Annotated in this window: 9 protein-coding genes and 2 pseudogenes; 5 read left to right on the top strand and 6 right to left on the bottom strand. The window is 65.8% G+C overall.

The features are described 5' to 3' along the window. The first annotated feature begins 198 nt into the window (after positions 1–198). Together FLG15_RS14105 and FLG15_RS14100 are read left to right on the top strand one after the other, a co-directional pair. Positions 199–798 carry a plasmid pRiA4b ORF-3 family protein gene (locus FLG15_RS14105; protein WP_057677469.1) on the top strand — a complete coding sequence of 200 codons (600 nt, stop codon included), beginning with the start codon at positions 199–201 and terminating at the stop codon, positions 796–798. Between the two features lie 170 nt (positions 799–968). Then, positions 969–2,800, top strand: a pseudogene (locus FLG15_RS14100) (ABC transporter ATP-binding protein). Positions 2,801–3,331: 531 nt separating this feature from the next. Here FLG15_RS14100 and FLG15_RS14095 read toward each other — a convergent pair. Further along, positions 3,332–5,137: a DUF885 domain-containing protein gene (locus tag FLG15_RS14095; protein ID WP_057677499.1), complete on the bottom strand. Its 1,806-nt coding sequence runs from the start codon at positions 5,135–5,137 to the stop codon at positions 3,332–3,334. Between the two features lie 342 nt (positions 5,138–5,479). On the opposite strand from FLG15_RS14095, the pseudogene FLG15_RS14090 reads away from it, so the two are divergent. Both FLG15_RS14090 and FLG15_RS14085 read left to right on the top strand, forming a co-directional pair. Continuing rightward, positions 5,480–5,879: pseudogene (locus FLG15_RS14090) on the top strand (GFA family protein). Continuing rightward, positions 5,876–6,679, top strand: a complete 804-nt coding sequence (locus FLG15_RS14085; protein ID WP_057677471.1) for a DUF4349 domain-containing protein — start codon at positions 5,876–5,878, stop codon at positions 6,677–6,679. The pseudogene FLG15_RS14090 and the gene FLG15_RS14085 overlap by 4 nt, the downstream one beginning before the upstream one ends. A gap of 191 nt (positions 6,680–6,870) precedes the next feature. Here FLG15_RS14085 and FLG15_RS14080 read toward each other — a convergent pair whose 3' ends face one another. The 4 genes from FLG15_RS14080 to FLG15_RS14065 form a co-directional block, all read right to left on the bottom strand. After that, positions 6,871–7,164: a hypothetical protein gene (locus tag FLG15_RS14080; protein ID WP_005912915.1), complete on the bottom strand. Its 294-nt coding sequence runs from the start codon at positions 7,162–7,164 to the stop codon at positions 6,871–6,873. Between the two features lie 76 nt (positions 7,165–7,240). Next, a complete protein-coding gene (locus FLG15_RS14075) occupies positions 7,241–8,575 on the bottom strand; it encodes a DUF2867 domain-containing protein (protein ID WP_237377097.1) in 1,335 nt (444 codons plus the stop codon). Positions 8,576–8,692: 117 nt separating this feature from the next. Next, complete coding sequence (locus tag FLG15_RS14070; RefSeq protein ID WP_017157135.1) at positions 8,693–9,007, bottom strand: metalloregulator ArsR/SmtB family transcription factor; 315 nt, start codon at positions 9,005–9,007, stop codon at positions 8,693–8,695. 328 nt (positions 9,008–9,335) lie between these two features. Then, positions 9,336–10,328, bottom strand: a complete 993-nt coding sequence (locus tag FLG15_RS14065) for a LysR substrate-binding domain-containing protein (protein ID WP_057677472.1) — start codon at positions 10,326–10,328, stop codon at positions 9,336–9,338. A gap of 170 nt (positions 10,329–10,498) precedes the next feature. On the opposite strand from FLG15_RS14065, the gene FLG15_RS14060 reads away from it, so the two are divergent. After that, positions 10,499–11,386 (top strand): DMT family transporter, encoded by an 888-nt coding sequence (locus FLG15_RS14060; RefSeq protein WP_150146607.1) that lies wholly within the window; start codon positions 10,499–10,501, stop codon positions 11,384–11,386. 44 nt (positions 11,387–11,430) lie between these two features. Here FLG15_RS14060 and FLG15_RS14055 read toward each other — a convergent pair whose 3' ends face one another. Next, on the bottom strand, positions 11,431–12,402 hold the full coding sequence (locus FLG15_RS14055) for a peptidylprolyl isomerase (protein ID WP_057677473.1): 972 nt from the start codon (positions 12,400–12,402) through the stop codon (positions 11,431–11,433). Positions 12,403–12,409: the final 7 nt, after the last annotated feature.

Below are 12,409 nucleotides of genomic sequence, written 5' to 3'. Positions count from 1 at the left end.
GTCAGCACACCGCAGCCAGTCGCGGCCAGGCGGGCGTGGATGGGCGCTCAGAGTCCGGATGTACATGGGGTACATCCGGACCCGAGCACCGGGCGCGCCCGCCTGGCGTTGCGCAGTCGACTGACGCGCGGAGCTGGACGGCGTCTGCATTCGCCTGCCTGGCACGCCATACTGGTAACAGGCAGGCAAACGCATCACATGATGACCAAGGCAAGAAAGAAATCCGCGCAGCAAGCGCTGCAGGCACCTGCGCCGGTGTATCAACTGCATGTGGCATTGACCGGCAGTGCGCCGCTGATCTGGCGGCGCCTGCTGGTGTCCGGTGCGGTGCGCCTGGCCACGCTGCATCGCGTGTTGCAGCCGGTGATGGGCTGGACTGGCATCCATCCCTACGAGTTCGACCTTGGTGGCGGACGTTATGGCGAATCCGGGCTGGATGTGCCCGAGCGTCCCCGGCTCAAGCACGCCGGGCGTGTCACGCTGGAAAGCGCGGTGGGCGCGCTGGAAGGCTTCGATTATTTCTACGGCGCCGGCGCCGGCTGGCAACATCGCCTGCAGGTGGAAGCGCGGTTGCCGGCCGATGCCGGCCTTCGCGTGGCGCGCTGCATGGACGGTGCCAATGCCTGCCCGCCGGAGCGCAGTGGCGGCATCGGTCATTACCAGGCGCTGTTGCGCATCATCGCCGACCCGGACCACCCGCAGCATGTGCAGGAACTGGCGAGCTTGGGTGGGCGCTTGGAACCCGGGCATTTCGATCTGCCGGAGGTCAATCGCCTGCTCGCGCGCGTGCGCGAGTGACAGTGGTGGCGCCCCAGGGGCGAAGGCGCTGCAGACCTCGTCTCTAGTTCTCATCGCCAGAGCATTGACCCATTGCATGGGCTGACCAGGCCGCGCGTGCCGATCCGCGCCACTGCGGCTTGACGCCCGATCGGCTAGCCTGGGACCCCGGTTTTTTTGAAGTCTGCGCCATGTTCCGCTGGTTCGAGTCCCTGATCGATATTTTCCCGCCGATCGAGCGGGAGATGCCGCCACGCAGCGTGTGGCGCTTCTATCTGCATTATCTGCGGCCGTTGTGGCCGATCCTGCTAGCCACCTTGATCGCCGGGCTGTTGCTGGCGCTGGTGGAAGTGGCGATGTTCGATTTCCTCGGCCGCATCGTCGACATGCTTGCCGGCAAGCCAGGGCCGGATTTCTTCCGGCAGCATGCGGGCGAACTGATCTGGATGGCGGTGATCACGCTGGTGGCAAGGCCGTTTTTCACCGGCTTGCACAATTTGTTGGTCAATCAGGCGATCGTGCCGGGCCTGAGCAACCGTTCGCGCTGGCTGATGCACAACTACGTGGTGCGCCAGAGCCTGGGCTTCTTCAACAACGATTTTGCCGGGCGCATCGCCAACCGGGTGATGCAGACCGGCACCTCGCTGCGCGAATCGGCCGTGCAGATGGTGGATGCACTGTGGTACATCGTGGTCTATACCGGCAGTGCGCTGTGGCTGTTCGCGCAGGCAGACCCCTGGTTGATGGCGCCGCTGCTGCTCTGGCTGGTGGTGTACGTCGCGCTGATGGCGTTCTTCGTGCCGCGCATGAAGGCGCGCGCATGGGTTGCCTCCGATGCGCGCTCCAAGGCGACCGGCCGCATCGTCGATGGCTATACCAATATTTCCACGCTCAAGTTGTTCGCCCATGCCGGCCGCGAACAGGCGTATGTGCGCGATGCCATCGACGAGCTGGCGGTCAAGCATCGCGGGCAGACCCGGGTGACCACCGCCATGGATACCGCCATCGCCGTGGCAAACGGTTTTTTGATCGTGGGGACCTGCGCGCTGGCGCTGTGGTTGTGGAGCCGCGGCCAGATCAGCGTGGGCGCGATCACCCTGGCCACCGGCTTGGTGATCCGTATCCACAACATGTCCGGCTGGATCATGTGGACGGTCAACGGCATCTTCGAGGACATCGGCACCGTGCAGGACGGCATGCAGACCATCTCGCAACCGGTGCAGGTACAGGATGCAGCGGATGCGGTGCCGCTGCAGGTAACCCAGGGGCAGGTGCAGTTCGAGCACATCCATTTCCACTACGGCAAGCGCGGTGGGGTGATTGCCGGGCTGGATCTGCAGGTGCGCGCCGGCGAAAAGATCGGCCTGGTCGGGCCGTCCGGTGCCGGCAAATCCACCCTGGTCAATGTGTTGCTGCGGCTGTACGACCTGGAGCAGGGCCGCATCCTGATCGACGGGCAGGACATCGCGAGCGTGACGCAGGAAAGCCTGCGCGGGCAGATCGGTTGGTGACCCAGGACACCTCGCTGTTGCATCGCTCGATCCGCGATAACCTGCTGTACGGGCGGCCGCAGGCCAGCGAGGCGCAACTTCTCGACGCCGTGCGCAAGGCCCGCGCCGACAGTTTCATCGACACGCTGATCGATGGCGAAGGCCGTCGCGGTTTCGATGCGCATGTGGGCGAGCGCGGGGTGAAACTCTCCGGCGGTCAGCGCCAGCGCATTGCAATTGCGCGGGTATTGCTCAAGGACGCGCCGATCCTGATCCTGGACGAGGCGACCTCGGCGCTGGATTCGGAAGTGGAGGCCGCCATCCAGGACAGCCTGGACGCGCTGATGGGCAACAAGACGGTGATTGCCATCGCGCATCGGCTCTCGACCATCGCGCGCATGGACCGGCTGGTGGTGATGGACGGCGGCCGCATCGTCGAGACCGGCACGCATGCGGAGTTGATCGCGCATGGCGGACTGTATGCGCGCCTGTGGGCGCGGCAGACCGGTGGATTTGTTGCTGCGGATGCGTGATTGAAGAGATGCGCGAGCTCGGCGCGACCGTAGCCCTTCTCCTGCGTGCGGGAGAGGGGCCACATGCGACCGCTTATTCGGCCGCCGTAGGACGCCGCTCTCCCGCGTGCGGGAGAGGGGGTGGGGCGAGGGCACGGTGAGGGCACGTGGGAAGCCACCTGCCGTTTCATTCCGAAGGCGCGTGGCGACGCGTTTGGCATCGCAGGCGGTGACACCTCTGCGAGGCGCCCCCTGCGGGGCACCTTCTCCCGCGCGCGGGAGAAGGGCCGCATGCAACCGCTTATTCGGCTGCCGGAGCACGCCCCTCTCCCGCGTGCGGGAGAGGGGTTGGGGTGAGGGCACGAGGGAAGCCACTTGGTGTGTCATTTCTGGAGGCGCGTGGCGACGCGTTCGACGCCGTAGGTGGTGACACCTTTTTGCCAGGCGCCCCCCTGCGGGGCACTTTCTCCCGCGCGCGGGAGAAGGGCGGCATGCAGCCGCTTATTCGGCTACCGGAGCACGCCCCTCTCCCGCGCGTGGGTGACGGATCAATCACTCGATCGGTTGATCCAGCATCAGCTCGCGCGCGAAGCGGACCGGCGGTGCGCCGTACGACAGCATCTGGTCGTGATAGGCCTTCAGGTTGAAGGTCTCGCCGAGCTTGTCCTGTACCGCCTTGCGCGTGTCCAGATGTTCCTGCACGCCAACGAAGTAGGTCGGCAGCTGTGCGGACGAGAGCTGTGCACGCACCCACTTGCCCGCCGCTTCGCTTTCCTGCTGGAAGGTGTCGTGGGTCATCAGGTGCATCGCCTTGTCGCGATCCCAGCCGTCCACATGCACGCCCTGGTCGAGAATGGCATTGGCGATGGTGCGCAGGTAGAACTTGAGCTGCACCAGGTGGAACAGCGGGTCGTTATCCAGGTAACCCTGCTCCTGCATCATGCGCTCGGTGTACACCGCCCAGCCTTCGGCGAACATGCCAGAGCGCAGCACCGCGCGCAGCGTGGAGGGGAACTTGGCCGAATGCCAGCCTTCCAGGTAATGACCCGGGGTGCCCTCATGGATGCTGAGCAGCTGGATCATGCGGGTGTTGTATTCGCGCAGGAACGAATCGACCTGCTTGTCGTTCCAGTCGTCGGGAATCGGCGACACCGCGTAGAACGTCTTCAGATTCTTGTCGAGCGGGCCGGGCGAATCGCAATACGCCACCGCGACGCCACGCTGGAATTCCGGCATCAGGATGATGTCCACCGGCGAATCGGGCAGCGTCATCAAATCCTTCTGGCGCACGAACTCGGTCGATTGCGCCAGCGCGGCCTTGGCGGCGTCCACCACCTTGTCGCGCGCCGGCTTGTCGGCATACGCCAGCTCCAGGGCCGCTTCGATCGCCGCCTGCTGCTGGTCGTCGGTGGGCGATTCGGGCAACTTGGGGGCGCCGGGCTTGTCCTTGAGCACCGTGCGTGCAATCCCGTACATGTCGCTGCGCACGCGCTTGAGCTCGGATTCGGCACGCTGTTTGATGTCGGCACGCGACAGCGACGACAGCAGTGCGAATTTCAGCTTCTGATCGTATTTTTCCGCACCGATGCGGAAGTCGCCCTTGGCATTGGGGACCAGCACGGTGTCCAGCCAGGTCTGCTGCTCGGCCACTGCCTTGCGCAGGTTGTCGATGGCCGCCTGCGCACTCGCCGCCTCGATCGGGCCAAGCTGGCTGATGTTGGGCGCGATGAAGCTGTCGACGATGCTCAGGATGCCCTTGTTCTGCTTGGCCACCGTTTCGGCATGGATCTTCGGCACGCGCGCCGGGTCCAGGTTCTCGCGTGCCTGCGCAAAGATGCTCGGGATCTTTTCCATGCGCTGGGTGGCCGCAGTCAGGCGCTCGGGCAGCGGCGCGAATTCGCGCGCCATCAGGCTGTACAGCGCGCTGCCGGCCAGGCCGTTGTAGAGCTGCGGGTCCCAGGCCCAGCTTTGCAGCACCTCGGTATTCCAGATCTCCGATTGCAGCTGGTTGCGCAGAATGGCCGCATCCACCTGGTTCTCGCGCGAGAGCTTGGTGACGTCGATCGCATCCAGGGTGGCCAGCAGCTTCTTGCCCGCATCCACGCTGCGCTGGCGGCCGCCGGCGCTCAGGTCGTCGATCTGCGCATCGAAGCGATGGTCGCCGGTCTGGGTGGCGGTCACCGGCGACAGCTGCATCCAGGTGTCAAGGGCCTGTTTGGACAATGCGGCAAAGCGCGCATCCGGGGTCTGTGCGTCCTGGGTGGGAGCTGCGGTGGTGCCGGCTTGCGGCGATTCGGGCTGTTGCTGGCAGGCGCTGAGGCCGGCGAGCAGGGCGAGGACAAGCAGGCGTTGACGCATCGTGGGTCCTGGTGGAATCAAACCGCCAGCATAGGCATCTGCGCGCGCATGCGCATCCGCCATTGGTGTGGGTCAGCCAATAAATCGGCCGCCCCCACCGCCAGGCGGGCGCGGCCGAGGCTTGGACCTGCTTGTGCCGCTTGCACCCTCCGGCTTCTGCGCGCCCTCCAGGTTCCCTCACAGATGCTCACCACGCAGGGACGGCCGCCCCCGATCCTGCCAGCCGGTCAGCGGCGCGATCGCGCGGGGCACACGACGGGTGCACGTTGCGGGCGCGATCGCTCGTACACTCCGGTTCCCGGGCGCCGCCTCGCTCCTCAGGCTGCGCGTAGACGCAACATCATGCTTGCCACCCGCACGGTGGCCTGTTCCAAGGAGGATCACATGCACTATGCCGGTAGCTGTCATTGCGGACGCATCGCGTTCGATCTGCAGACCGAAGCGCCCATCACCGAGGTCTACGACTGCAACTGTTCGCTGTGTCGCCGCCGCGGCGGCTTGCTCTGGTTCGGCGCGCGCACCCAGCTGCAGCTTCAGGCCACGCCGGAAGCTGTCGGCAGCTACCGTTTCAACCAGCAGCACATCGATCACCACTATTGCCCGCAGTGCGGGATCGCGCCCTTCAGCGAAGGCCTCAATCCCAAGACCGGCGAAAATGGGCGTCGCGGTCAATGTGCGTTGCCTGCCGGCCCTGGATCTTGCCGGGCTGCAGGTGCATGCCGTCGACGGAGCCAGCCGATGAGCCGCGCCATGCAGCGGTACGCCACCGCGATGCTGCTGGGATGGGCGCTATGCGGGTGTGCGAAGCATCACGCAGAGATGGCGGCCGATGGCGGCGCTGCGGCGCCGGCACCGCCCGCCGCGCAGAGCAATGCGTTGGCCTACGAGCACGATGTGCGGATCGAGCTGCCTGCCGACCAGATCGGCCAGCGCATCGCCGCGATACGCACTGCCTGCCAGGGCGCGCAGTTCGGCGACTGCGCCTTGCTGGCGGTCGAGCAGGAAGGTGGGCGCGACCCCAGTGGGCGCGTCAGCGTACGGCTGGCGCCAGACGGGATCGAACCCATGGTGCAGTTGGCCGGCCAGCATGGCGATGTCGCCGCGCGTAGCACGCGGGCCGAAGACCTGGCGCAGCAGATCGCCGACACCAGCCTGGCGCAGGCCCGGCTGCAAAAAGAGCATGCGCGCCTGCTGGAATTGCAGCAGCGCCGCGATCTGGCGGTGACCGATCTGCTGGCCCTGTCCAAGCGGCTGGCCGAGATCGAGGCCGAAGCGCAGCAGACCCAACAGCAAGCCGCGCAACAGCAGCGTCGGGTGCGCACGCAGCTGCTGACGCTCAATTTCAGCAGCACCGGTGGCGAGCAGGGCAGGGGCGAGATCGCAGAAGCCGCTGCCGAGTTCGGCGAGGTGTTTTCCAGCAGCGTGGCATTCGTTATCCGCGCAGTGGCGGCGCTGCTGCCGGTGGCTGTGGTCGCACTGATCGCCGGCTGGTTGTTGCTGCAGGCGTGGCGCTGGCGCGTACGTCGGCGCCGGATGTCCTGATGCACCGCAGCTGCGCGGTACTGGCGCGCAGCTGCGGGGTCATTCGATTTGATGTTGCATGCGGCGTGCGTTGTCAGTGCTGGGCGCACGCGGCTCAAGCACGCAGCACATGCCAACGCGCAGCAGACGCGTCACAGCGTCACCTGCTATCCAGCCGGGCAGTCATGTGCGGCAAGTAGGTTGAGCCTGGCTCAACCTTCGTCGACTTCGTATTCCACAAACACATCCAGCTGCAGCGCCAGCTCTTGCACTGCGTCACGTACCTTCTGCGCGGTAGCCTCGTTGCCGGCTTCCACTTCGAACTCGTGGCTGCCCGGACCTTCGTCGTCCGACAGGCCTGCTGAGCTGGAATCTTCGTCGTCCAGGTGCGGCATCAGGTCGTCCACTTCTTCTACGTGCTCGATGCCGTCGATGCTTTGCAGCAGGTTGGCAATGGCACGCGCGTCGTCGTCGGTGCCGGTGATGCGCATGCGGAGGGTAGGCATGGGAGTATCCTGTGGATTGGGGACATCAAGCCTAGGCATCGCCAGGACAAAACCAGGTGACGGTGCGCTGCTCACATCACGCCGGCTGTGCCGGCCATGCCTGGCGTGTGACCGGGTCGGAATGCATTACCCGGCTCACTGCGGCGCGCAGCATCGTCGGCATGACGTAGTGGTGATGCGCGTGATGGATGCAGGCCATGTAAATGCGGCCAAACCAGTTGCGGCAGCTCACCCGTGTGGCCATCGTCAGCTCGATCTCGTGCGTGCCGACCCGACGCAGTGCCACCGACGAGCGGAAGCGCAGATGTTTGTCGTCGGCGCCCAGCACGATCTGCACTTGCTGCCCATCGGCGTCGCTGCGTTGTGCCAGCACTGGGAAGCGCCCGGCGAAACGGTGCGCTGCGCTCGGGTCGAGCAACGAAGACACCGGGCAGCCTAGATGCGAGGTGCGTAGTCCCAATGGCTTGACCATCAGGTTGCGCAGACGCATCAAACCGCTCACGCCGCCCGGCGGCTGATCGATGAATGCCTGCAGCAAGTCGCACATCAGGCCTTGCAGGCTGTCGCTGCGCAGTTGGCGTGTGTCCAAACGCAGCTGATGGGTGTCCTGAAAATGCACCTGCTCGCCCAACTGCTCGCGCAGCAATGCATCGGCCGGCAGTGCCTGCAGCGAGCGGATCCGTAGCGGTGCCACACGGGTGGCGACAAATCCGGGGCGGCGGGTACGCGGCGGCAGCTGGCGGATGCGCCCGCTCCAGCGGCGCACACGGCCACAGGCGCGCTGCTGCCAGCTCTGCGGTTTGACGTGCAGCGACAGCGACACGGTAGGCACATCCGCCGCATGAAAGGCATCGGACTGCAGCAGCGCTGCGACGGGAGGCGGCAGCAGCTCGGTCAAGCTGGCAATGGTCGCCGTGCCTTGCGTGACCAAGGCTTGCTGCTCGGGGCTCAAGTCGCCGCCGGCTTCGTCCGGATGGCAGGACAGCGCAAAGAACGCCGAGTGTGGCGCGTTCCACTGCGAAGGTACGAACTGGTGCCACGTTCCGCCGCCGAAGCGCACCGTAAACAGGCTGTCGCCGGGCAGATCCACGTAGCGCAACGCCTGCAGGAAGGCCCGCGGGTCCTGACGCAACTGCTGCGCCGACGCGGTGGAAAAGCGCAGTTGTGCACCGCCGCTTCCGGTGATTGCGGTGAACACGCGATTGCCGGCATGGCAGTGAAACGGATGCCCCTGCGGTCCGACCGAAAACGAAAATAGCGAGGCACGATCGTCATGGCCGAAGTCCGGTGCCGACAACTGCGCCGACGGTTCATCCAGGGCATCGTGGTGCGCAGGGTGGCATCGCTGCCGTTCGCCGGTCTGCGCAATCAAGCTATCGCCTGCGCCTGGGTCCAGTTGCGCGATCAGCATCACCTCGACCGGGCGGCCACCGCTGTACGAGGGCAGCGATACACGTGGAAAGCTTGTGTCTGCGACGATCCGTTGGGGGTCCATGGCATGTCCTTGCAGCAGAAGTCGAGTGGAGGATCAGCGGGTCTTTTTCGCCAGCTTGCGCGACTCGCGCTGCAGCGGGCCTGCCTTGGGACAGACCTCGAATGCGAAGCCGCTGAGCGTATTGACCATGTTGTCGGGCGTCAGCCGATACACCACGAATTGGCCGCGGCGCTCGCTGCTGACCAGCCCGGCCGCAGACAGCACGGAGAGATGGCGCGAAATTGCTGGTGCGCTCATCGCAAACCGTTCGCCGATCTGTCCGGCAGTCAATTCCTGCGCAGACAGGTAGGCCAGGATTTCCCGGCGTGGCCGGGAAGCCAGGGCCTCGAAAATGCGATCGATTGACATGGATGGGTTTAGCTAATTAACGAATTAGCTAATTAATGATCTTGATGGGGCTGGCTGTCAAGCGATTTATGCAGCGTCGCTCAGGGCGTGTTTGTAGCCCTCTCCTGCAGGGCGCCGATGCAATGCTTGCGCGCCAATGGCGCGCGCGCTCTTGGCGCGCGCGCTCTTGGCGCGGGCAAAGGCGCGGCATGGGGCGGAGGTGAGGGGACGGGGCGAACCCGCAAGTGCAGCAGGCTCCACTACCGCGCTCTTACCGTCATTCGCCCCTGCGGCGCACCTTTTCCCCTAGCGCGAAGGGCAGCAAAATCTTCGAGATCCCCGGGTGATTTCATTTCGCCGCCGATGCGCCAGGCAAACGTCGCCGCGCACGCGGCTCCTGTATATCTTCGCTCCGCGGCAACGCCACCAGCTCGGCAGGCAGTGCCGGCATCGGGGTGCGTTCGTCCTGTGCTTCGCGCTTGAGCCAGTCGATGAACAATGCCGCGGCCGGGCTGAGCTCGCGGTGGCTGAGGTGCACGATGTAGTACGCGTAACGCGCCTTGAGCGTGGGGCCGGGCAGGCGTACCAGTTCGTAACGCTGCAGGTAGGGCTGGGCGATGTGCTTGCGCGCCAGCACCGCGCCCAGGCCATACACGGCGGCGCGCATTGCATCGGTGCTGTCGTTGAAGGTGTGCATGGGCGGCACGGTGGTACCGCGGACCTGGGCTGCGCGGAACCAGTCGCGCCACCCCTGCGGCGACATGTCGGTCAGCAGCGGCAATTGCGCGATCTGCGCCGGCGTGCGCAGGGCAGCCACTTCCGGCAACGACGGCGAGGCCACCGGGAACAGCTCGTCGTCCATCAGATGATGCGAGGTCAGTCCGGGCCATGCGCCTTGGCCATAGCGAATGCCCAGGTCCGGGCCGCCTTCTTCGAAACGCGAAAACGCCGTATCCGATTGCAGGTCCATGCGGATATGCGGATAGGCGCGGCAAAAGCGCGGCAGCCGCGGCAACAACCAGCAGTACGACAGCGACCGCAACGTGGTGACGCGCAGTGGAATGGCGTCTTCGCGCGGATGCAGGTTGCCGGCGACCGCAGCAATCTCGGCCAGCGCGGCGGTGGCCGCATCGGCCAGCTGGCGGCCTTCGGCGGTGAGCTTGACGCCGCGCGGTAGCCGCTGGAACAAGGTCGCACCCAGCAGCGCTTCGAGCTTGCGCACATGGTGGCTGACTGCGCTGGCGGTGAGGTGCAGTTCTTCGGCGGCGTGGGCGAAGTTCTGGTGGCGGGCGGCCGCGGCGAACACGCCCAGCGCAGGCAACAGGGTAGGACGCAGATTCATCGAGGCATGAGTGAGATTTGTGGCTCGCCCCGATACTACGCGCTTGTCGCGCCCATGGCGGCAACCGATGCTGCGTCATCCCTTCGCGACGATCGTGCCATGTCTCTTTGTCTGCCTGCTGCTGTCTTCTGCCGTTTCATTCCTGCATGGCACGGTTCGGGAGCACGGCCATGAGCGCCCAATCTCCGGCGCAGGCGGAGCTTGCGGTCCACCACTGGCGCACGCCGCTTGAGCTTGGTTTCCTGGGCGTCGTGTGGGGCTGCTCGTTCCTGTTCATGCGCGTGGCCGCGCCCAAGTTCGGCACCGTGGCACTGGTGGAAATTCGCCTGGCGCTGGGTGCGTTGGTGCTGCTGCCATTCCTGTGGCTGGCACGCGAACGTTTCCCGTTGCATCGCTGGCCGATGCTGGCGGCAATCGGTGTGCTCAACTCGGCGTTGCCGTTCCTGCTGTTCGCTTGGGGCGCGCAACATGCACCGGCGGCAGTCGGGGCGATCTGCAACGCGATGACGGTGCTGTTTACCGCGCTGATCGCCTTCCTGTTTTTCGGCGAACGAATCGGCACGCGTCGCGCACTGGCGTTGCTGGTGGGGTTTATCGGCGTGCTGGTGTTGGCCACCGGCAAATCCGCCGGTCTGAGCGTCGGGCCGGCAGCGCTGGCTGGTGCAACTGCCTCGCTGCTGTACGGCATCGGCTACAACCTGGTGAAGCGCCATATGGGCGATTTGCCGCCTGCTGCGTCGGCGGCGTCCACCCTGGGCTGCAGTGCGCTCTTGCTGGCGCCCTTGGCCTGGTGGCAATGGCCGACCACGCCGGTGCCGGCGCTGGTGTGGGCCTGCGCCACCGCGCTGGGTGTGGTGTGCACCGGGCTGGCGTTCTTGATGTATTACCGGCTGATCCAGCGCATCGGCCCGGCCCGTGCGTCCACGGTGACCTATCTGGTGCCGGTGTTCGGCGCGCTGCTGGCATGGTCGCTGCTGGGCGAACCGCTCACCTGGACCATGCTGGTCGCCGCGGTGCTGATCCTCGGCAGCGTCGCCTTCAGCCAGCGCGCCCGCTGAACGGACGCGACTCGCTTTTTCGATTCTCGATTCCCGATTCCGATTCAACCCGCCGGCGGCGCACGCACCGGCAATGGCACATTGCACAGGTCGATGTGCCCGGCCGGGCGCTTGTAGAAATCGTCCTTGCGGTTGCGGCGCGCCTCGACCACGTCGCGAAAGGTCTGGCTGTCGGTGCGCAGCAATTGCAGCGGTGTGCGCTCGGGCGCTGGCACTTCGCTGGCCAGCCGGATCGCGCGGATCGGCGCGCGTTGCGCGGGGTCTTCGTAGAAGCCCATCGGGTCGGGGCCGCGCGGCGTCACGCTGAGCAATTCCATGCCCTTGACCACACGCCCGACCACGGTGATGTTGCGATCCAACTGGCGCGGCGATTGCCCGGTGACCACGTACAGTTCGGCGCCGATGCTGCTGTCTTCGTCGTTGTTGCGGCCTGCGCCCAGGGTGCCGTAGCAATGCGCCAGCCAGGTCTTGCCGGTGGCCGTGTCGCGGCCGACCGGGAAGCCGTCGACAAAGCCCACCTGCGGCGCCCAGCCATCGCTATCGGGTAGGCGTTGGAAATCCAGGCCCTGCGATGGGCGTTCGAATTCGGCAGGCAGATGCGTCTTGGCCGAGCCCAGCGATTTAGCCTTGGCCGGTGTCTCGCCATCGGGGTCGCCGAACTGCACCACGAAATTGTCCTGCGAGCGATAGATGCTCAGCCCGTCCCAGAAGCGCTCATGTGCCAGCGTGCGAATGTTGGCGACGTGTTCCGGCGCGAATTGCGGCGCCAGCTCGATGATGACCCGGCCGGCATCCAGCTCCAGGTACAGCGTGCGGTCCGGATCGAGCGCGCGCCAGGCACTGCTCGGCGAGCTGTCGAGAATCTGTTGCGGGCTACGGTAAGCCGCGTTGGCGGCTGCGGGTAGCAGCAGGGCGAGCAGGCAGGCGGAAGCAACAGTGCGCAGGAGCATGAAGGCAGCCAGCAGGGAGGTGTCTGCGATTCTTGCCGACCACGCGCCCGGACGCAAAGCATGCATTGCATGG

The organism is Xanthomonas phaseoli pv. dieffenbachiae, assembly GCF_008639345.1.
Taxonomy (GTDB): domain Bacteria; phylum Pseudomonadota; class Gammaproteobacteria; order Xanthomonadales; family Xanthomonadaceae; genus Xanthomonas; species Xanthomonas phaseoli.
This window is presented reverse-complemented; position numbering and strand designations above follow the sequence as displayed.

Bases quoted from the DNA above. Each gene is read 5' to 3' on its own strand.
- FLG15_RS14105 (WP_057677469.1), top strand. From the start codon at position 199: ATGATGACCAAGGCAAGAAAGAAATCCGCGCAGCAAGCGCTGCAGGCA.
- FLG15_RS14095 (WP_057677499.1), bottom strand. From the start codon at position 5,137: ATGCGTCAACGCCTGCTTGTCCTCGCCCTGCTCGCCGGCCTCAGCGCC.
- FLG15_RS14085 (WP_057677471.1), top strand. From the start codon at position 5,876: ATGAGCCGCGCCATGCAGCGGTACGCCACCGCGATGCTGCTGGGATGG.
- FLG15_RS14080 (WP_005912915.1), bottom strand. From the start codon at position 7,164: ATGCCTACCCTCCGCATGCGCATCACCGGCACCGACGACGACGCGCGT.
- FLG15_RS14075 (WP_237377097.1), bottom strand. From the start codon at position 8,575: ATGCTGATCGCGCAACTGGACCCAGGCGCAGGCGATAGCTTGATTGCG.
- FLG15_RS14070 (WP_017157135.1), bottom strand. From the start codon at position 9,007: ATGTCAATCGATCGCATTTTCGAGGCCCTGGCTTCCCGGCCACGCCGG.
- FLG15_RS14065 (WP_057677472.1), bottom strand. From the start codon at position 10,328: ATGAATCTGCGTCCTACCCTGTTGCCTGCGCTGGGCGTGTTCGCCGCG.
- FLG15_RS14060 (WP_150146607.1), top strand. From the start codon at position 10,499: ATGAGCGCCCAATCTCCGGCGCAGGCGGAGCTTGCGGTCCACCACTGG.
- FLG15_RS14055 (WP_057677473.1), bottom strand. From the start codon at position 12,402: ATGCATGCTTTGCGTCCGGGCGCGTGGTCGGCAAGAATCGCAGACACC.